18 protein-coding genes are annotated in these 21,421 nt (G+C 29.8%); 8 read left to right on the forward strand and 10 right to left on the reverse strand.

Annotation, left to right across the window (positions count from 1 at the left end; genetic code table 11):
• The first annotated feature begins 424 nt into the window (after positions 1-424).
• Positions 425-1,912 carry an APC family permease gene (locus tag CF386_RS08235; RefSeq protein WP_089073955.1) on the forward strand — a complete coding sequence of 496 codons (1,488 nt, stop codon included), beginning with the start codon at positions 425-427 and terminating at the stop codon, positions 1,910-1,912.
• A gap of 77 nt (positions 1,913-1,989) precedes the next feature.
• Here the strand turns inward: CF386_RS08235 and CF386_RS08240 are convergent, their stop codons facing one another.
• Entirely contained in the window at positions 1,990-2,241 is a 252-nt protein-coding gene (locus CF386_RS08240) for a TIGR03643 family protein (protein WP_089073956.1), read from the reverse strand.
• Between the two features lie 141 nt (positions 2,242-2,382).
• Here CF386_RS08240 and CF386_RS08245 point away from each other — a divergent pair, with 141 nt between their 5' ends.
• Positions 2,383-4,536, forward strand: coding sequence for a heavy metal translocating P-type ATPase (locus CF386_RS08245; protein ID WP_089073957.1), 2,154 nt, complete (start codon positions 2,383-2,385; stop codon positions 4,534-4,536).
• A 15-nt stretch (positions 4,537-4,551) separates the two neighbouring features.
• On the opposite strand, the gene CF386_RS08250 is transcribed toward CF386_RS08245, so the two are convergent.
• From CF386_RS08250 to CF386_RS13700, 3 genes are all read right to left on the reverse strand, one after another.
• A complete protein-coding gene (locus CF386_RS08250) occupies positions 4,552-4,752 on the reverse strand; it encodes a hypothetical protein (protein WP_089073958.1) in 201 nt (66 codons plus the stop codon).
• 65 nt (positions 4,753-4,817) lie between these two features.
• Positions 4,818-5,999, reverse strand: a complete 1,182-nt coding sequence (locus CF386_RS08255) for a multidrug effflux MFS transporter (protein ID WP_089073959.1) — start codon at positions 5,997-5,999, stop codon at positions 4,818-4,820.
• A gap of 161 nt (positions 6,000-6,160) precedes the next feature.
• Positions 6,161-6,553: a GtrA family protein gene (locus CF386_RS13700; RefSeq protein WP_089073960.1), complete on the reverse strand. Its 393-nt coding sequence runs from the start codon at positions 6,551-6,553 to the stop codon at positions 6,161-6,163.
• Positions 6,554-8,067: 1,514 nt separating this feature from the next.
• On the opposite strand from CF386_RS13700, the gene CF386_RS08270 reads away from it, so the two are divergent.
• Positions 8,068-8,838, forward strand: a complete 771-nt coding sequence (locus CF386_RS08270; protein ID WP_089073962.1) for an HAD hydrolase family protein — start codon at positions 8,068-8,070, stop codon at positions 8,836-8,838.
• 53 nt (positions 8,839-8,891) lie between these two features.
• On the opposite strand, the gene CF386_RS08275 is transcribed toward CF386_RS08270, so the two are convergent.
• The 3 genes from CF386_RS08275 to CF386_RS08285 all read right to left on the reverse strand — a co-directional run bounded on the left by CF386_RS08275 (position 8,892) and on the right by CF386_RS08285 (position 12,376).
• The gene (locus tag CF386_RS08275; RefSeq protein ID WP_089073963.1) at positions 8,892-9,800 is read right to left on the reverse strand and encodes a Dyp-type peroxidase; all 909 of its coding nucleotides are present in this window, start codon (positions 9,798-9,800) and stop codon (positions 8,892-8,894) included.
• A 74-nt stretch (positions 9,801-9,874) separates the two neighbouring features.
• Positions 9,875-11,281, reverse strand: a complete 1,407-nt coding sequence (fumC, locus tag CF386_RS08280) for a class II fumarate hydratase (protein WP_089073964.1) — start codon at positions 11,279-11,281, stop codon at positions 9,875-9,877.
• Between the two features lie 45 nt (positions 11,282-11,326).
• Positions 11,327-12,376 carry an L-rhamnose-proton symporter family protein gene (locus CF386_RS08285; protein ID WP_089073965.1) on the reverse strand — a complete coding sequence of 350 codons (1,050 nt, stop codon included), beginning with the start codon at positions 12,374-12,376 and terminating at the stop codon, positions 11,327-11,329.
• Between the two features lie 493 nt (positions 12,377-12,869).
• Between CF386_RS08285 and CF386_RS12830 the strand changes: the two genes are divergently transcribed.
• The 3 genes from CF386_RS12830 to CF386_RS08295 all read left to right on the forward strand — a co-directional run bounded on the left by CF386_RS12830 (position 12,870) and on the right by CF386_RS08295 (position 15,137).
• Complete coding sequence (locus tag CF386_RS12830) at positions 12,870-13,010, forward strand: hypothetical protein (protein ID WP_158522346.1); 141 nt, start codon at positions 12,870-12,872, stop codon at positions 13,008-13,010.
• A gap of 85 nt (positions 13,011-13,095) precedes the next feature.
• The gene (locus CF386_RS08290; RefSeq protein WP_158522347.1) at positions 13,096-14,046 is read left to right on the forward strand and encodes a GlxA family transcriptional regulator; all 951 of its coding nucleotides are present in this window, start codon (positions 13,096-13,098) and stop codon (positions 14,044-14,046) included.
• A gap of 122 nt (positions 14,047-14,168) precedes the next feature.
• Positions 14,169-15,137, forward strand: coding sequence for a GlxA family transcriptional regulator (locus CF386_RS08295; protein WP_089073967.1), 969 nt, complete (start codon positions 14,169-14,171; stop codon positions 15,135-15,137).
• A 221-nt stretch (positions 15,138-15,358) separates the two neighbouring features.
• Here the strand turns inward: CF386_RS08295 and CF386_RS08300 are convergent, their stop codons facing one another.
• The 3 genes from CF386_RS08300 to argE form a co-directional block, all read right to left on the reverse strand.
• Entirely contained in the window at positions 15,359-15,937 is a 579-nt protein-coding gene (locus CF386_RS08300) for a hypothetical protein (protein ID WP_089073968.1), read from the reverse strand.
• A gap of 93 nt (positions 15,938-16,030) precedes the next feature.
• Positions 16,031-17,944, reverse strand: coding sequence for a pyrroloquinoline quinone-dependent dehydrogenase (locus CF386_RS08305; protein WP_089073969.1), 1,914 nt, complete (start codon positions 17,942-17,944; stop codon positions 16,031-16,033).
• Positions 17,945-18,364: 420 nt separating this feature from the next.
• On the reverse strand, positions 18,365-19,513 hold the full coding sequence (gene argE / locus CF386_RS08310; RefSeq protein ID WP_089073970.1) for an acetylornithine deacetylase: 1,149 nt from the start codon (positions 19,511-19,513) through the stop codon (positions 18,365-18,367).
• Positions 19,514-19,609: 96 nt separating this feature from the next.
• On the opposite strand from argE, the gene argC reads away from it, so the two are divergent.
• The gene (gene argC, locus CF386_RS08315; RefSeq protein ID WP_089073971.1) at positions 19,610-20,617 is read left to right on the forward strand and encodes an N-acetyl-gamma-glutamyl-phosphate reductase; all 1,008 of its coding nucleotides are present in this window, start codon (positions 19,610-19,612) and stop codon (positions 20,615-20,617) included.
• Between the two features lie 15 nt (positions 20,618-20,632).
• Entirely contained in the window at positions 20,633-21,421 is a 789-nt protein-coding gene (argB, locus tag CF386_RS08320) for an acetylglutamate kinase (protein WP_089073972.1), read from the forward strand.

Below are 21,421 nucleotides of genomic sequence, written 5' to 3' on the forward strand. Positions count from 1 at the left end.
ATTAACTAAAAGCTTTCACAAAGTGTGAACTTGAACATGCTTTATTATAAATAGATTAATTTTAATGGTTATTAGTATAAATTTAAATTTTAATAAAATCGTAAATTTCAATTTAATGTTAAATTTTTGATCTTTTAGTCATTATTTTATATAATGCTCCCGCATTAGTTTTTTTAAACTAATTAATTGCATTAATATAAAAGTAATTTTACAAAAAGTTTATTAAAATTTTCTGCTTTTTATTTGGAGAAAATTAATTTTATTTTGTAGCTCTGTACTTTTATTCAAACTAGCTCACATTTATTATGTTTAAACTCATATAGGATGGCTAGCGATAATCTTAAGGTTATTGATTTCTCTGCTGAAGAAAAAAATATTATAAAAATTCTTTGGTAATAATATTTAACGAAAATGGAACAAACACATGAAAAATAAAAAAATTTCTATGGTCAGTGCTATTGCCTTGAGTGCAACATGCATGATTGGATCAGGTTGGTTGTTTAGTGCACAAAAAGCAGCACAACAAGCAGGAAATTATGCTTTTCTTGCATGGATTCTAGCGGCTGTAATGGTTTTAGCTGTAGGTATGTGCCTTTGTAAAGTAGTCGAAATTTATCCTGTAAGAGGTGCTACCACACGTTCAAGTGCATTATCTCATAATCATATTTTTGGAATGCCTTTTGCCTTTGCAAACTGGTTTGGAATTATGGTAACAGTTGCAACTGAAGCACAGGCAACAACGCAATATTTATCAGATATTTTCAAAAACTCTCCTTTAATGGGTGATGATGGTTTAACTCTATATGGTAAGTGTTTTGCTTTATTTATCTTAGCAGTATATTTATTCATTAATTTTTATGGAATAAAGCTTCTAGCTAAAGTGAATAATATTGTGATGGCTTTAAAAATTTTCACACCTCTTTTTGCTATCGTTGTATTGTTAATTGTTCATTTTGATAAAACAAACTTTTCGTTGGCTTCAAATAGCATGTTTCATGCTACTTCAGCAATCGGAGCGATTGTTGGTGCTGGTTTGATTTATTCATTTAACGGATTTCAAACAGTAGTTGCATTTGCAAGTGAAGTAGAAAACCCTAAAAAGAATGTACCAAAATCTATCATATACTCAATAGGTATTGTTTTAGTGGTTTATATGTTGCTACAACTTTCTTTCATGGGAGCTGTTCCAAAAGATTCACTTCAAAGTGGCTGGGCTGCATTAAACTTCCATTCTCCTCTACTGGATTTAGCCTTATTATTAGGGATAAACTTTTTAGCTATGTTATTACTGGCAGATAGTGTAGTAAGTCCATCTGGAACGGGTTATACCTATTTAGGTGCTGCTTCAAGAATGATGTATGCTATGGCTAAAGAAGGGCAGATGCCTGGTTGGATTGCTAAACTTTGTCCGGTTTATAACTTTTCAAAACGTTCAATGGTTATTAACTTTCTTTTAGCTGCAGTATTTTTGTTAAATGCAAAAAGTTGGGCATCATTGATGGTTATTGTGACAGGTTATCATATCATCGGATATATGGCAGCACCAGTAAGTATGACAGCTCTTAAACCAAAAACCTTCGTGTTTGGTATTGTTGTTTTCACATTGTTAGGTCTTTTAATGACGACGATTCCAGGCGCAGATCTGCTAAAAATGAATGGTACAATTACATTATTAATGGCAATTTATTTTGCAATTCAGGTTAAGAAAAAAGAGAATATAAAACAAATCTTAATGTTTACTATTCCGTTTTTAGTTTACCTTTGGTTATTGTTGGCTTTCCAACCATACTGGTATGTAACGGTTGTTTTGTCTGTTGTGTTTTTCTCTTATGTTACACACCAGAAATATGTTCAAGCTGCTCGTGGAATTGCTGAAGAATATGTTGATGATGAAGAAGTACTGACTCATTAATAAAAATATAAATGTAATATAATAATAAAAAGCATATATAATATTAGTTAGCCGGAGAAATCCGGCTTTATTTTTTTTTATCTTTGTTTATACTGAGTTGGACAATATGCTCTTACAACTTTGTCGCTTCTTAGCATGGCATGTTTTGTTTTTCTACTTGAAACCCTTTTTCTCCATAACTTAAAGCTTGAGCCTTTGAGCTTTTTTCTCATAAATTCAATAACTTCTTTTTCAGATAAGTTATATTGTAGTTGAATAGCCTCGAATGGAGTGCGATCTTCCCAAGCCATCTCTATAATTCTTGATTCGTCACTAGATGTAAATTTCATTAATTTAAAAAAATAAAAAAGTTATACTATACTTATATCACAGTAATTATAAAAAGGTTAATTTTTTATAAAAAATAACTTGACCTTAGAGTTAACTCCAATGTTTATACTCTCCATAGTATATTTAAGGAGAGAATTTCTATGATTAGTAATACATATAATCATATTGTAAAAAAAGATCAGAAAAATCAAACAAAAGAAAAAACTGAAAATACTTTTAAATGGACAATAAAAGGTATGGATTGTCCAGCTTGCGCTAAAAATATTGAAAAACAAATAAATAAGATTCAAGGTGTACAATTTACTCAAGTGTCATTTCCACTCGAACAAATTACTGTTCATTTCAATAATCAATGTGAGCCATCAGTAATCAAAAAAGAACTTAACAAAAAAGGTTATGAAGTTTTTGAGGTTGGACAATTATTTGAAAAAAAACAAACTAATAATTTAATTTATGATTTTATAAGAAAAAATACTCTACTAATCTTTTTAATGATAGGTATGTTAGCCTGTTATGGCATTGAAAGTATAAATCAATCTTTGTCTCAATATCTTTTTATAATCTTTACTTCAATTGGATTAACACCACTTCTTAAAAAATCATATTTTCTATTTAAAGCTAAAGTTTTTTTTTCAATAGAGACCTTAATGATAATTGCTGCGATAGGAGCCTTGTTTATTAACCATTCCCATGAGGCATTGATGGTTATTATGTTATATTTCTTTGGAGAAAAGCTAGAAACTTTCGCAAGTTCAAAAGCAAGACAAGGAATACAGTCTCTTGTGTCTCTGATACCATCTAAAGTGACCAAGATTGTAGAAGGAAATAGAGTTGTTATTAATGTTAGTGACTTAAGGTTTGGAGATATTATCGAAGTTCATGCCGGTGATCGTCTACCTGCAGATGGAGTTTTATTAGTTGGTTATGGTTTAATGGATGAAAGTTCGATGACAGGAGAATCACTGCCAGTTGAAAAAAATAAGGGTGATAGTTTAATAGCTGGGAGTATAGTTGTAGATCATACCATAACTTTAAAAGTTAATTCAGAAAAAGGTAATAATAGTGTCGATAAAATTATTAATTTAATTGATAAAGCGGAGCAAGAAAAGGCACCAGTTGAAAGGATGATCCAACAGTTTAGTCGATTTTATACACCATCAATAATTTTAATTGCTTTTTTAATGATGTTACTACTACCGGTATTATTTAGTGTGCCATGGAGTGAAGCAATATATCGTTGTTTAGCCTTACTTTTAATTTCTTGTCCATGCGCACTTATTATTTCAACGCCAGCTGCTATTACATCATCTTTATTTAATGCCAGTAAAAGAGGTGTTTTGATAAAAAATGGTTTAGCAATTGAAAAGTTTGCCAAAATTAACTCTATTGCATTTGATAAAACAGGAACTTTAACTTTGGGCAAATATAAGTTATTAGACATAAAAATTTTAAATAATTATACGAAAGGTAAAGTTTTATCAATAGCCAAAAGTTTGGAGGATGGATACAGGCATCCAATTGCTTATGCATTTAAGCATATTAATGATGGTGAATTAATATCTGTAACTTCTAAAAAAGCTTTAGTTGGCTTGGGTGTAGAGGGTTTTATTCAAAATAATAAATACCAACTTTTATCACCAAATAAAATGAAGCAAAAATTACCATCTGAAATGAAAGAATTAATTAATAGTTTAGAGTCAGCCTGTAAAACAATAATTATAATGATGAAGAATACTCAAGAACCTATTGCCATATTTATTTTAGAAGATAGTCTAAAACCAGAAGCAAAAGAAGTTATTAATGACCTTAAAAAGATGAAACTGGATTTGCTAATGCTCACAGGAGATAACCAGATATCTGCGGATAATGTTGCCAAAAAACTCTCAATTAACTATGAATCAAATTTGTATCCAGATCAAAAAGTTAAATTTATAAAACAAAAGTCTGAAAAAGAAAATGTAATGTTTATAGGTGATGGAATCAATGATGCACCAGCAATGAAATATGCATTTTCAAGTATAGCTATGGGACAAGGTTCAGATGTTGCGCTGGAGGTAGCGGAGGCTTCAATTGTTCACGGCAGATTAAATGAAATACCTTTTGCCATAAAGTTAGCAAAAGCGACTAGATTAAATATTATTCAGAATATAAGTTTTGCATTACTTTTAAAAGGAATATTTTTTACTACCAGCTTAATGGGCATTTCTGGTTTGTGGTTAGCTGTGATTGCAGATACTGGGGCAACTGTATTGGTAACCTTAAATGCATTAAGGCTTTTAAATATAAAAAATTAAATGATTAAAAAAAGACTAATTCAAAACATGGTACTCAGCAAGTATATCATCTTCTGTATGCCAGTATGTATTTGAATGTTTGGTGCCTTCACTATAAATAATGGTGATTTCATACAGTAATTCGTCATTGGTGTCTTTTTTAATTTTAGTGACAGATACTTTATTAAGTCGATCCGCTTTAAATTTAGATTTAAGTTTTGTGCCAACCGTAATCATAATTATTTTTCATAAAATAAAGAATTATAAATAGAATAATTCTTTATTTTATTTTTTCAACTATTTTATGATAAATGTTTAGATTTTAAATTATAAAAAATGATGATTATGATTAACGAGATGATACAAAGTTGTTGAAGATTTATTGCTTTCATTAAGTCGATACCATAAAACATACTAGATACAAAAGTTGCTAAACCTGCCATTGAAAACGAAAACAGTCGGCTAAGGGCATTTGCTGTGCCAAAAGATTCTTTTACAGCACTAATTGCATTGGAGGCACAAATCGTTCCAATAGGAGATAAACTACCACAAATTAATGTGATTGAAAGTGAAAATGCATATATGTTTACAACATAATGAGAAAAAGAGAATGCAAGAATATTTCCACATAAAGCAACTGTTAAACATGTGATAATAATGTTTGATGCTTTATAACGGTCTACAATTTTTTTTAATATTTGTTGAGCAATTAAACTTACAAAGATATTTAATGCAAAGAAAAAAGAATATTCAAACTGACTTAAATGAAAGAAACTGATTAACAAAACTGATGAGTTTCCGATAAAAACAAAATATGAAGCAAATGACAGACCTGGAATAATAGATAGTAAAACAAATTTTTTATTCTTTAAATGAACTGTATATAATTTAAGATCAATAATTTTATTTTGTGTTTTTTGTTTAATACTTTCTTTAAGTTGTAATGTTATGATTAAAAGTAGAGCACCATAACACAATAAAAAAACAAAGATGGACTCCCAAATTTTAAAATAATGCATCATCGCGCTTCCAATAATTGGAGCTAATAGCGGAGCACCCATCATAATTGAATTGATTGTAGCCATTTTTTTGGTAAGCTCTTTACCCTGATAATAATCTCTAATTATCGCCATTGCAATAATGCCCGTGGAAGAACCACTTAATCCTTGAATCAATCTTAAAAATTTAAAAATTAAAAAATTATTAGTTAATAGACATAAGCTGGTGGCAATAATAAATGTCAATACACCAATGGTTAGTATCTTTTTACGCCCATATCGATCAGATAAAGAACCCCATATAAATACACCTATTCCATAACCAATAAAATAGGCTGTAATTGAAATAGGTAATAAAGAAACAGAAACATTCATGCTCAAAGCAATGTTACCAAAAGACGGCATGTAGGTATCTATAGCAAAAGGAGGGAGTGCAATTAACAGCGCAATCGCGTAGACAAAAACTATATTTTTATTATCAATCATGGTTCTTGGAGGTTCATTTAAAGTAGTTTATGTGAAAAAATTTAGTTTATATTTAAATTTTACTTATAACTTTTTATATAAAAAATTATTACGATATTACTTGTAAAACTCAAGTTAAGCAAGGTTATTTCATTCAATATAAGCCCAAAAAATTACATTATTTATTTAAAAACTATGAGTTTAATGAGTTTAAAGTTTATAACTGTGACAACAATAGTTGTCAAAATGTTTGCAATAAGTTCATTTATGGAAAAAATTGAAACCCATGTATACATTAAAGCTAGTGAAATAAATAATGTAATTGAATAAATACTGGAATATTTCAATAAACTAATAAATTTTGGTTTATTATGAAAAACAAAAAAACAATTGAAAAGATACCCTTGAACGACACCATATATAAATGCTATGGCATTACTTACAAGATAGTTGACTTTAAAATGAATCAGCAACCAAAATAAAAGAAAACATATAACAGTATTTGAGCCACCACTAAATAAGTATTTAATAGTAACCTTGTGACGAAGGATAATGTTTTTAATTAAAATGGACATAGCACTGTTATTTGTAAAATTAAAGTGGTTATAATAACTAAAACAATTGTTTTGTAAAGTCTATTATTTGGTTGCTTTAGAGTATAAATTTAGTTTTTTTGTTTTCTATATGCGATTTTTAAAATAAAAATCAATAAAAATATACACAAAACAATAATAAAATTGAATTGTTGAAACAAATTTGAAAGCTGGGTTTGATTGTCAAAAAAACCAAATTTTTTAATTAATAAAAAATCTGTATTTGTTACAATGATAGTCATAATTTTAGAGGTTAGTAAAATGATTGCAATTGTTAGTCCCTTAATTTGAGAAAAACCATATAATTTGTTATTTGCGAAAATATTGACATAAAATTTAGAGATAAACAATAATATCATATTTAGTATTAGGTAATAAACAGGGCTTATATTTGTAAATCCTAATAAATTAAGAATTAGATATAATGCAAAAGTGACTAGAGAAAGATTAAGTATCCAGGGATAATAGTTTTTTATTTTTACATCTATGATTCCAAAAAATAATAGCCCCAAAATAGCAATATAAACACTAAAAATATTTATTGTTTGTTGCAATGAGATAAATTGCAGGGTCAGAAAAACCAGAATATAGAAACCAAACTTTTTATTTTTAAATTGAAAAAAAATGAGTCTCAAGGATGATAAGTTTTTAATTTTAATTTTTTCAACTTTAGACCTATTGTTATAGATAATGCACCAAATCATAAGAAATACTAAAAAAATATTTAATATCGTAAACTGAAACATTAAATTTTCTTCGGGGAAGTATTTTAAAAATTTAAGTTTGAAAATGTTATGTTAAAGTTTAAGATTAAACTTGGTAAAAGATAAAAATGATGATTGTAAGAGAAATTAAAAGTCCCTTAAGATATGCTCTTGATGCATGATAAAGACTAGTGACAAGAAGAATATATTTTAATAGAGAAAATGTGTAAATTATAATTAATGAATGCTCGTAAATACTTTCCGTAGCTAGAAATAGAATTGAAAGAGCTATGGATAAGATAATCGCAAATGTTATGAGTGAATAAGTTCTTAATTTGTCAATCCATAAACCTACCGGTATTAAAAATAATATGTAACTTATTAGGTCATAATACTTTATAAAAATATTATGAAAAAAATGTGTTGAATTGTTTGAATATGATAGTCAAAAACACCTATTTGACTATAAAAAAATTAATAAATAAAAGAAACACATAAAAACACAATGTAAAAATAGTTATGTACGTAGAGTGTGTATATTGATTTGTATTCATGTTTACTTAAAATAAAATAAAATAAAACTTAACTTTTATATCATATAGCATCTTTTGTTCACATTTGTTTTTTTATGTAAAATTATATTTAATAACTGTTTGATAGCCTTCAATCTTTAAATAAATATAACTTTGAATTAAGTTTGATAACTATTATATAATTTTTAATTTACATTTACTTAGTTGATTAAGAAATGTTATAAAAGATGATAATAATTAAAAAAAGGATCATTTTAATATGAATATTGTTTTTGATTTGGATGGTACGATTATATCGAATGGACAAAAACTAGACTCATTTAGAGAAAATGAAATCAAAAAATTGTCAAAACAACATGAAATTATCTTTGCATCTGGTCGACCAATTAGAGATATGTTGCCTGTTTTACCTGAATCTTTTCATCAATTCAAAATGGTTGGTTGCAATGGTGCACAGACATATGTAGACCAGAAGATAAATTGTGACTTTATACCAAGCATTGTTGTTTTTGAGCTTGTTGAGTTTTTAATCTCCAAAAAGACTCCTTTTGTACTGGATGGTGAGTGGGATTATTTTTTATCTGATGACTTTCATCCCTTTCATGATTATCTGAGAGAATTATCAGACAATATTGTTAGCTTTTCAGAAATACTAAAAAGGGGAATTACTAAGATCTTAATTCTAGATAAAAAAATTATGACAGATCCCTTATACAATCAAATTATCAATAGTGAGAAACTGACACAAACAAAATATAATGAAGGTTTTTTTGATGTTGCTGCATTTAATACCAATAAGCGAGAGGGCATTAAAAAATTAGGCTTAAGTCTAATGGACTCAATATGTGTAGGGAATGATTTTAATGATTTTGAAATGTTAAGTGCTGCTGAGTACTCAATTTTTGTTGGCTCACCAACTTCTTTTAATAAAGCAACATATTATTGTCAAATGTCTGATGTTTTTGAGGTAATAAACGACATTATCGAAAGCATTGAACTTGAAAACATCTCTCACTTAAGGAGTAATTGAGTTTTGATATCTCTCTAGTTATTAAAAAATAACTAGAAAGTTGAAGTGTTTTATTACTTGAGAATATTTAGTTTTCCATTTACTAAAGGTGGACACCATAAATATTTAGTGGAAACGATTTGACTCATTTTGAATGTCGCGTCAATAATACCATCCTCTCCGCCTGTCATTCTATTAAATTGGGCTGTAAAAGGGTATAAACTATTTGCAAAACATGTAAACATTAATCCCCCAGTTAAATTATCACTGATCCAAGGCATAGATCTTCTCCACATGTGTGCATCTAGTGAGAAACTATCTTGATCAGTTCTCGCTACATGTGAGTCTATTGGTTTGTGTTCAAACTCAATACTGTCTGCTTCTGTTCTGCCAATTATATCTTCTTTTTCTTTTGTGGATGCATTTTTAATAAAATCTAAATCATGTTGCCACTTTTGCACAACCCAATAACTCCCTTTATTTAATAATGAATCTTCATTTTTTATATATGCAATTGTCTCAATATCTTCTTTGGGGTTTTCTGTACCATCCCAGAAGCCATCCAAGCCTCTTGTTTCAGTTTTATTCTCTTCTTTTTTAGGATGATACAAATTTCCTAAAGTGACTTCAAAATCTTTTGCATAAGACTCAAGTTTTTCTTTTAAGAAATGACCTCTTTTAATAACATCGCCTAAAAATTTATCTTTTATCCATAAAAATACATCTCTATTTTCATCATGAAAATTAATGTTATGTGGATTGTCATAGGTAGGAATTTCAAGAAGTGTAGGATCATAGTTTTTTGTTTGTTTTAAAAGATCAAAGCCAAAACCAATAATAATATTACCGGTAGACAATTCATCATTTAAAATATCAAGTACATGTTTAAAATAGATGAATTCTTTTAAATTAAATTCTAAATAAACTCCACTTTGAGTAACGTCATCCATAATTGTTTTTTGAAATGTAACTTCTGTATTCATTTATTTTACCTTTCTCATTTACTACACTAATAAAGTATAAGCCAACCCTTATTAGTATAGTTTTGATTAAAAATTTAAGCTCTTCCACCTTTAGCCATTTTATATGGATCAATTGCACTTTTGAACTCATCATTTGTTAAAAATTTGAAATGATTGTTTGCATCTTCAAGTGTTAAATCATTATCATTGGCATAGTGTGCCATTGTGGATGCCTTATCATAGCCAATTAAAGGACTTAAAGCTGTAACTAACATCAATGACTCATGTAAATACTGATCGATTTTCTTTTTATTTGGTTGGGTTCCGTCAAGTAAAAACTTGGTAAAGTTTATGCAGCTATCCGATAGAGGTCTTATTGACTGCATAATATTAAAAATGATCATAGTTTTGTATACATTCATTTCAAGATAACCAGCAGCACCAGCAATACTAACTGCCGAATCATAACCCATTACCTGAGCTGATACCATTGCCATAGCTTCACATTGTGTAGGGTTTACCTTCCCAGGCATTATGGAAGAGCCTGGTTCATTGGATGGAATAATTAATTCATGAAATCCAGCTCTAGGACCACAACTTAATAATCTTATATCATTGGAAACCTTGAATAAAGATACAGCTAAACCTTTGATAGCACTCATCATAGCAACTAGAGCATCATGAGAACCCTGAACTGCAAATTTATTAGGAGCTGATATAAATGGTAAGTTTGTAAGGGTTGCAATATTTTGGGCGGCTTTTTCAGCAAATCCTTCAGGGGCATTTAGTCCTGTTCCGACTGCGGTGCCTCCAATTGCAAGCTCATAAACATCCTTTAGGGCGAATTCAATTCTTTCGATATCCTTTCTTAAAATTTCAGCATATCCCGAAAACTCTTGTCCTAAAGTTAGAGGTACTGCATCTTGCATATGTGTTCTACCAATCTTAACAATATTATCCCAATCTTTTGCTTTTTTAGACAAAGACTGCTGCATTACTTTTATAGCGGGTATAAGTTTTTGATTCACTTCGACTGCAGTTGCAATATACATGGCCGTTGGGAATGTATCATTTGATGATTGTGACATGTTGACATCATCATTTGGATGAATAGGTTTTTTACTTCCAAGAACACCTCCAGCCATTTCAATAGCCAAATTTGAAATAACTTCATTAACATTCATGTTTGATTGAGTTCCACTGCCTGTCATCCAGACATGCAAGGGAAACTGATTATTAAACTCACCGGCTATAATTTTGTCAGCAGCTTTATTAATAAGCAATTTCTTATCATCAGATAATATTCCCAATTCATTATTTGCATTTGCAGCTGCCTTTTTTAAAATACCCATGGCCTTAATTACTTCATGTGGAATAATATCTTCGCCAATGGAAAAGTGTAATAAAGATCTTTGTGTTTGTGCGCCCCAATAATTTTTGTTATTAACTTGGATGGACCCCATACTATCGGTTTCAGTTCTTGTTTCAATATTGTTATTCATTTAATTTCTCCTAATTCAATATATAATTATTTTTTCAGTTATAATTTAAAGTGTTGCTAAAAAACTAGCGATATTCGCTGAAATAAAAATAATAATCGCAGCTATGACAAGCAGATAGCTTGTTTTCGGTGTGTCTTTCCATTCATCTCTAATCCATTCCCATATATTACTAACCAAAATAATACAAGTTAAGAAAGTAGCTCCCGTTATAGCAGAAGCATTGCCAGCAAAATTATCGGAACCTTGTAATAATATTAATGCAATAAAGAATAAAGCACCCATTAAGATGGTTATACATATATTTTTAAACTTAATTCTTGCCGTAATTTTATTATCAGTAGATGCAGTTGAGAGATTTTTAGTGAAAAATTGCTTCTTACAAAAATAAATTAAAAAAGGAAAAAACATACCAAAAGCAAGAATTAAAGATGGTATTACTGCCATTGAAAATTGAGTATAAAACTCTTGTTGGGTAAGTGATTTTATTATAAGAGGCGAACCAATACTAAATCCTTGAATTTCAACAAAAGAACCAATAGCAGCTATGAATGCAAATAAAACCCCTATTATAAAGTCCCCTTTTTTATGAGTAGTAAGGCCTGAGCTTTTTACTCTTTTAGATAGAAAAAATTTGTGTTTTATTAAATTTCCTTTGATTGCCAAGATTAATGCAATGATGTAAAGAACAATACTCAATGATTGATATAAAACAAACGTATAGTGAGATGATTGGGTCGTGTTGAAAAGAGCAAAAAAGTTTACCAATACATTTGCAAAACCAACATTTATGATGAAGGCAACACCAGATCCAATTTTAGGTATACTTTTTAAAAAGAATATAAAACTTAAGCCATAAATGAACCCAGATAATAAAACAACTAAGATACTTGATACTTTTGTACTCAAAAACAGTTGGAGTAAATTGGCACCACTAATTAAAGAAAGAAAAATAGGTATAAATAACAGACCCCAAAAACTCCATAACAACCATGTTTTGGAATCCGACATTCCCTTTAAGTAATGTTTTGGACTATTAAATGAGCCGTTACAGATACCACCTAAAATAGCAAATAAAATAGCTAAACTAATATTCATTTAAATTACCTTTTGTTTAAATTAACTCAAAAAAAAGCAAATATTAATAAAAATAATTTATGAGTTTAAGGTCTGTTTAGGACTAATGAGAGCCGGTTAGAGACAAAAAGATTTTTTAAAAAAAATTATCGTCTTACTTAAAATATTGATATTTAATACTTTTATTTGTATTTTATGTATTTTATGTGTTTTATGTTCTTATTTGGTGTTTATTCATAAAATAAATTAATAACTTTTATTTATGTTGCTGAGATTTTTATTTCACTAATATTATTCTTTATTTAAATAGTCCCTCTTTTAAAAAATCATCCCTATTTTGGACAATACGTCACACATTTAGTAAATCTGTCCAATACTGTTTGAAAAAAAAATGAACTTCTATAATTTGGGCTAAGTTTTTTATAGTTTATTAATTAGAATAAATTATAAAATGTACAACAGATAAAACATTAGTATAAATAAAAATAAAATTATAATAAGTAAAGAGACAAAAATGAAAAAAATTAATCAATCGTATAACTACAACTTAGTTCATAATTTACAGGTTTCTCTATCTAAAGAGCAAATAAAATCTATGAATAATACAAAAAGTATTGCTCAAAAGGATACGCATGTAACTCAACTTTATTACTAAAGTATTTACATTATTTGCAAGTTCCACATCATAAGTTTAAAAAAATTGATTTATGATTTTTAAGAAATTAAAAAGAGAAACTACAATGTCTAAAGAACTTTTAACAGTATATATTTTATGCTTGCCTGATACGCAATTATTAAATGTTGCGGGTCCTGTGCATGCCTTTTCTGAGTGTAATAAATTTTTTGACGAAGACCGCGTAAAATTAAGATTTTTGAGTACGACAACAAATTCAAAAAGTGATCAGGGATTAACCTTTTCTAATTTAGAGCCCTTACCTGAAAAGATTGCTTCTAATTCAATTTTAATTGTACCGGGCGTTTATAATTCAAGAACTACAGTTAGTTTTAATGAAGTATCAAAATGGATAAAAGATTTTAATCACCAATTTAAAAAAATTGTATCCATAGGTACAGGATCTTTTTATCTAGCAAAAGCTGGATTATTACATAATAAAGAATGCACCACTCATCATCTATGTTTAGATTGTCTAGAAAGCTTTTGTCCTTCTGCAAAAATACATAAAAACAAACTCTTTGTTGAAGATGATAAAATTATTACTTCGGCTGGATTTTCATCGGGCTTAGATGTAACTCTTGATTTAATAGAGAAAATGTTTGGAACAGATTGTTATTATCAAGTTGCAAAAATTTTAGTAATTTATTTAAAGCGCTCAGGTGACGAAGATCAAGTAAGTGAGTGGCTTAAAAATAGGAATCATAAAAATAGGTATATACATAAAATACAAAATCTAATAATAAAAGATCCGAGTTATGATTGGACAGCTGATGAATTATCTAATCGAGTTGGAATGAGTAAGAGAAATATGAGTAGGGTTTTTAAGGATAATACTGGATGCACGATCCAAGAATATCATTATGGCCTTCGTATAGAAGTTGCAAAAAAACTGTTAATAAATAATAAATATTCAGTTGAAAGAGTGGCCGAGGAATCAGGATTTAATCATGTCAAAACTTTTCGAAGAGCATGGAAAAATATAGTTGGCGATATTCCATCGAATTATATGATGTAAAGGTTCATATAAGTTACAATTTCTGAATAAAAATTTCTTAAATCACTTGATAATTACATTATATAAATATATGTATACTTCTTAGTGATTTTGGAAATTAAATTAGAGATGAAAAATCAAGTATGTCTTCTAAAAAAACAAAAACAATTCCGATTTATATTTTGTGTTTACCTGGCTTGCAAATATTGGATATTGCGGGACCTATCCAAGCATTATCGGCATGTAATAAGGAAGAAAATCTTATCGATGATACTAAAAACGTTGAGTTAATTTATATTAGCACTTTATGTGAAATAAAAAGTAACCAAGAATTATTTTTATCTAACTTAAAACCCTTACCTAGTTTTATCAAAGATTCTGGAGTATTAATAGTTCCTGGAGTTTCAAATGTTGTCGAAAGTGAATCTTTTGATTTCGTTTCTAAATGGATTAAAGAAAATGCGAGTAATTTTAAGAAAATAGTATCCGTCTGTACAGGTGCTTTTTATTTAGGAAAAGCTGGTTTGCTTAATGGTAAAAGTTGTACGACACACCATAATAAAATTAAAACATTAGAAAACTACTACCCCTTAGCTAATGTCTATTCAGATAGAATTTTTATTGAGGATGATAATATTATTACATCAGCAGGTATTGCAGCTGGCATAGATGTGACTCTACATTTAATAGAAAGCATATTTGGATATAAATGTGCAGTTAATGTTGCAAATGATTTAGTTGTTTATATGAGACGCACCTCAAATGATAGACAGCTAAGTGAATGGTTTAAGTATCGTAATCATATTAACCCGCAGATACATAAAGTACAAAATTTAATCATGGATAATCCTGCTTATGATTGGACAGCTGATGAACTTGGAAATAAAATAGGGATGAGCCCCAGAAACTTAAATCGAGTATTTAAAAACAAAACAGGTAATACGATACAAGAATACCATTATTCATTGAGAATTGAACTTGCAAAACGTTTTTTAGAAATGGAAAGATATTCAATAGAAATAATTTCTGACAAAGTAGGGTTTAAAAGCGTGAAAACATTTCGTCGTACCTGGAAAAAAATAATGAAAGATTTACCATCTAATTACAATTAATTGGCTGTAGTGTAATAATATTGAATCCCAATCTTGAAGTGTTTTTGTTATGAAAATTTTATTTGATACATGTATAAATCACTCTATCGCTTAACTCTTATATAGTTTTAACGAGAAAGAGTTATTAACCTGTATCAACAAATATATCTACTTTATAGCACACTTAAAGACTTATTAACTTTTGCCAGGATAGTTCTGTTCCAATTTTAGGAGCTTAAAAGTTAAATAAATTTAATCTGATGTAAAATAGATTCAGCATCATCATTACAAAAAATCTCAAATTGCAATTTAGGATTATCAGTATGAAACAACTTCAGTTTAAGTGATTTTACAACTAACTCAATTTCTTGAGTATTACTTAATCTTGCAAAAATTTGATATGTATTTGTATTTAAGTTATATTTTTCGATAAGAATTTTAGCAAAATTCTTATCAAAATAGGTAAGATAATTTATTTTCATATCATGTCGGATTAATGAGGATATTATATTAGATTGTATTTTCGACATAGAAGTTTGTAAAATTGATTTATATCTAAAATGTTCAATACAAAAGTTCGTCAAGTCGTCAATTCTAATATAGTCTAAGTCAAATTTTTGAGATTGTATAATGTCTTCAAAAGTTTTGTTTAATGTTTGACTTTTTAGGATTAAATTAATGATTCTCTGTGTCTCAATTTGAGTACAATTAAAGCCATAATGCTCAAAAGAAGAATAGATTGAAAAAGCAATAGCTTCATCAACTTTATTAAAAAAATCACTTATATTTATGGCAACACAGTTATTATTTTTACAGGACATAATATCGAATTCTAAAAAATGATTTGGATACTTTATAAGAAACTTAGACTTTAATAAAGAGACTTTTTTAAAAGTCTCTTTATTTAATTTGAGTTAATCTTCTAATGCAAAGGCTACAACCTGATCACTTACACCTGTACCAGTAAGTATTGCATTCCCACCTGCAGTAAAGACCACATATTGTTTATTCTTATAACTGAAAATTGCAGGGTTTGATACTGCAGGAACATCGACTCTTGCTTTCCAAACAACATTTCCATTTTTTAAGTCAATGGCTCGAACATAACTATCCATAGATCCACCAATAAAAATCAAACCTGAAGCTGTGATGGCTGGAGCACCAATTGTAATTGACCCCCACTTTTCTGGTAAATAAAAGCCCATATATTGGATTGCTCCAAAGGGTTTTCTCCATAAAAGTTTACCAGTTGACATGTTATACGCAGATAGTTCTCCAAAAGGTGGTTTCCAACAGGGCATGCCAAAAGGATTCATGAAAAATGACAACTGAACTCCATAGGGTGCTCCTTCTTGTGGGAAGAATCCTCCAGCAGCCTCGCTACCACTTGATTTAGTTAATTTATTATATTCTTCACGGGGAATCAGTTTTTGGATTTGGACAGTATTAGAGTTATTTGCCACGAAAATTTGATTTTCAGGATCAAATGCTCCACCTCCCCATTCGACTCCACCACCAGTTCCTGGGAAGGCTATAGAGCCTTCAAAACTTGGTGGAGTAAACCGTCCATCATACCTTAGAGTTTTAAATTTCTTTGAGCAATACCCTAAACTGACAATATCGGCTAGTTCCCAAACACCTGGAAACTTGTCATTTGTTGGCTTAGGTACAGATACAAATGGCTGTGTTTTGGACGCTTTTTCTCCAGGTACTGTACTAGGGGGGACCTCAAGTTCTTCAATAGGGTATACTGGTTTACCTGTGTAACGGTTTAGTACATACATAAAGCCTTGTTTTGTAGTTTGTACGAGAGCTGGGATTGTTTTGTTGTCTTTTTTTAAATCAATTAAGGTAGGAGCAGCGTTTGTATCATAGTCCCATAAATCATGATGAACTAATTGATAACTCCAAATTAATTCACCTGTTTTAATATCAAGTGCCGCAACGGAGGTTCCAAGTGGTAATGACTCTAGTCGGTCTCCGCCGTAAAAATTTGGGCTAGGGGAACTAATTGGCGCATATAAAATACCTTTTTCAGGGTCAACAGACATGCTAGCCCAAACATTGGCCGTACCAGTATGCTTTGTTCCAGGTGGAATTGCAAAAAATTCCCATAGCTTTTCGCCAGTTTGACTATCTATCGCAAAAATCGTCCCAAGAGGTGCTTCTTGATAGGCCCAATCTTTACCCGCCCAGCCAATCACTAAAATATTTTTGTATACAGTAGGGGGTTGTAATAATGATAGTGGATATTTTAATGGAAGATTGTACCAGTCATTTATGTCCAGGACGCCTTCATTCGCAAAACCTTCACATTTTTTTCCAGTGTCAGCGTCCACAGCAAATAATTTTGCTTTCATAGTCCCTAAATAAACAATTTTTTGGCATGGAGTATCTTTTTTTATATTTTCAGATTCCCAATAGGCTACCCCACGACTTTTCATTTCAGGTTGAGTTAGAGCTTCAAGCTGTTCCTCGGAATCGAAAATCCATTTTACCTTACCGGTATCCGGCTCAAGGGCAAAAATTCTATAAAATGGAGTACCTAAATAAAGAGTATCATTAGCAAATATAGGTGTTGCTGACCAAGCTGACATTGGTACAGTTTTGCCATTTCTTATTAAAGTTCCATCTGATACATCTCCGGTTCTAACAGACCATGCTTCTTTGAGATTACTGACATTTTCAGGATTAATTTGTTTTAAAGGTGAATACTTAGTAGCTTCTAAATCACCATTAAATGTATCCCATTGATTATCAGAATTTGCAAAAGCATTGAAACCAACTAGCAAAACTGCATACAAAATGTGTTTTAAATAAAAAGTCATAAAATTACCCTAAATTCATTTTGAGGTTATAAATAACAAAAATGATATAACTAAAAGTATCAACGAAATCCAACTGTGAAGTAAAAACAGAGCAAATAAACTACCCAAAAATATTAAAATTACGATAAATTTAATTAATTTAATAAAACTATGAAGGGATCTAAGTACGAAAATTAAAATAAATAAAAAGACTGTAGTAACTATTACTAAAAGTGCTCCTAGAGTATAGGTTATAGGACCGTAAGGAATGAAATAATCATATAAAGTTGATATAAATGTTAAAAAGAGCAGCACCAGTGTAAAAGTATATGTTGATTTTTTAGCCATTTCATTAACTATCAAGTTTATTTTTAAGTATTATAAGTATTACCTAGTTTTAAAAACTTGCAAATTTACTTCTTACTCTATGAAAGTGAACAATTAATAACATATTTGATAGATCATTTTTTCTAAAATATTCAGTGTTGGTTTTATCATTGCCATGTCTAAAAATTCATTGGCTTGATGGGCCTGTTCTATAGAGCCAGGACCCATGACAATCGTTTCACATCCTAAAGTTGCAAGAAATGGAGCTTCGGTACAATAATTTACTGATTGAGACTTATTTCCCGATAATTTTTCAGATAATAAAACTAGCTCTGAATCTGCGTGACCTGTAAAAGCAGGAATAGGTTCATGTAAGTTTATTACTCTAACACTATTTGGATATTGGTTATTAATAGGCTTTATAGCATTAAATATCAAACACTCTAATTCTTTGATAGAAAGCCCAGGTATAGGTCGAATATCCATATGTAACTCACAACAGCCACAAATTCTATTTGCATTGTCACCACCATGAATATGTCCAAAATTTAAAGTAGGCTGTGGCACACAAAAGTGAGGATTATTGTACTTTTCAGCTAAATCCATTTTTAATTGAATTAAATTTGCTATCACTTTGTGCATAACTTCTATAGCATTTAAACCTTTTCCTGGTTCTGAGCTGTGTCCTGATTTCCCAATTACTTTTAGGGCTACAGAGAGGTGTCCTTTATGCATGTAGATTGGTTTCATGTTTGTCGGTTCACCAATAATGCAGAATTTTGGTTTTAAGTTGGAATCTTTTGCAATTTCGCGTGCACCAGCCATTGTTGTTTCTTCATCGGCAGTTGCTAAAATAATTAATGGTTGTTTTTGTGATTTATTTTCTTGATCAATTTTATTTATTGATTGGATAATAAAGGCAAAAAAACCTTTCATATCAATACTACCTAGCCCAAAAAGTTTATTATCTTTTTCAATTAATTTAAAAGGGTCAGTTGACCATAAATGTTCATCATATGAGACCGTGTCTGTATGTCCGGCAAGCATTAGCCCTCCCGAGCCAGATCCTCTTTTAGCGATTAGATTGTATTTATCCTTTTCAGTTTTCAAGGGATTAATCTGGCAGTCAAAACCTAAATCATTTAGCCAATTTGCAAGTAAATTAACAATACTTAAATTAGATTGATTAATTTGACCTGTTAAACCACTTATCGATGGAGTGGAAATAAGATTTTTATACATTTCCAGAAAGTTTTTTTTCATAATCGATTGAATAAATAATTAAATATATTGCATAAAAATATAAAACAATTTATATTGCAGATCAATAGAAATTATTATTAAAATGAATGAGGTACTATGAAAAAAGTCGCAATTATTGGGGCCAGTGGTTATAGTGGAATAGAGTTAACAAAATTAATCAAACAACATCCATATCTGGAGATAAGTGGGCTTTTTGTATCTGAGACTAGCACAGACAAATATAAGAACATTAATGAACTTTACCCTGAAGTTATTGGGACTATTGATTACATATTAAAACCACTGATAGCTCATGAATTTGATTTTATAAATGATAATTGTGATTATGTATGTTTATGCACAGATCATTTTGTTAGTCTAAATCTTGCAAAAAAGTTTTTATCAATGGACAAAGTAGTCGTTGATTTGTCAGGTGCTTTTCGATTAGAAAATAAAGAGTATTATGAAAAATATTATGGTTTTATGCATAATCATTCAGATTTACTTGACTTTGCCGATTATGGTTTAGCCGAGTGGAATAAAAACTCTATTTCTTCATCAAAATTAATTGCAGTCCCTGGTTGTTATCCTACTGCTGCTTTGATGGCATTAAAACCTTTAAAAAAGTGTGGCCTAATTGAAGAAAACAATAAAATAATTGTGAATGCAGTATCGGGTATTTCTGGCGCTGGGAGAAAAGCAACCTTGAACAATAGTTTTTGCGAAGTTTCTTTAAAGCCATATGGATTGTTCACTCACAGACATACACCAGAAATCAATCAATATTTAGGTATAGATGTTTTATTTACACCTCATGTTGGAAATTTTAAGAGAGGTATTCTAGAAACGATTTATGTTGAATTAAATGAATGGGTAACCACTGAACAAATTGAGGATTCATTTAAATATTATCAAAATATGCATTTGGTTAGAGTATTAAATAAAAGATTACCAACAATAGATGGCGTTGTTGGAACGCCTTTTGTTGATATTGGTTGGGAATCTCAGGGAAATCAATTGATTATTGTGGTTGCAATTGATAACTTGCTTAAGGGAGCCGCATCTCAAGCTGTTCAATGCATGAATTTAAATTGTGGTCTACCAAGTGAACATGGATTGCTTTAAAAGGATTTTAAAATAATGGAAGACAATGATACTCAAAAACCAATCATTATTAAAATTGGTGGTTCAATACTTAAAAACCCTAATGCTTTAGACTCGTTATTTTCATTTATAAATAAAAACAAACAATTTAATTGGCTAATTGTTCATGGTGGAGGTAATGTCGTTGATAGTTGGCTTAATAAAATGGGATATATTTCAAAAAAGCATGACGGTTTGAGAATAAGCTCTAAAGAAGAAATGCCAATAATAGTTGGAGCTTTGGCTGGATATGCCAATAAAAAAATCATGAAAAGTGCTATTAAGTTTGATCTTAGACCAATTGGTTTATCTTTATTTGAAGCAGGCATTAATGTTAAACAAAAAAATGACGCTTTAAAACAAACTGGTTTTTGTGACAGCACCAGTGAACCTTTACTTTTAACACATTTAACCACATCAGGATATATCCCAATTATTTGTTCCATTGGCTTTTCCCAAATGGGTGAATGGTTTAATGTCAATGCCGATGAAGCTGCTACTGCAATTGCTAAATCGACAAATGGAAAAATAGTCTTTCTTACAGATGTATCTGGAGTTTTAGATCAACACCAAACACTGATTCAAAAATTAAATGAAGATAAAATTAATGATCTCGTCAACAAAGAGATTATAAAAGATGGGATGACTGTTAAAGTTAAAGAAGCTTTAAAGGCATCTAAAGTGCTGAAAGATGGAGTTTATATTACAGGTTGGCAGATACTAAAAAATGCTGATTTATCGTTTAGTGATATGAATCAATTGGGAACATTAGTATCGGAATTTTAG

It is taken from the genome of Paraphotobacterium marinum, assembly GCF_002216855.1.
GTDB lineage: Bacteria > Pseudomonadota > Gammaproteobacteria > Enterobacterales > Vibrionaceae > Paraphotobacterium > Paraphotobacterium marinum.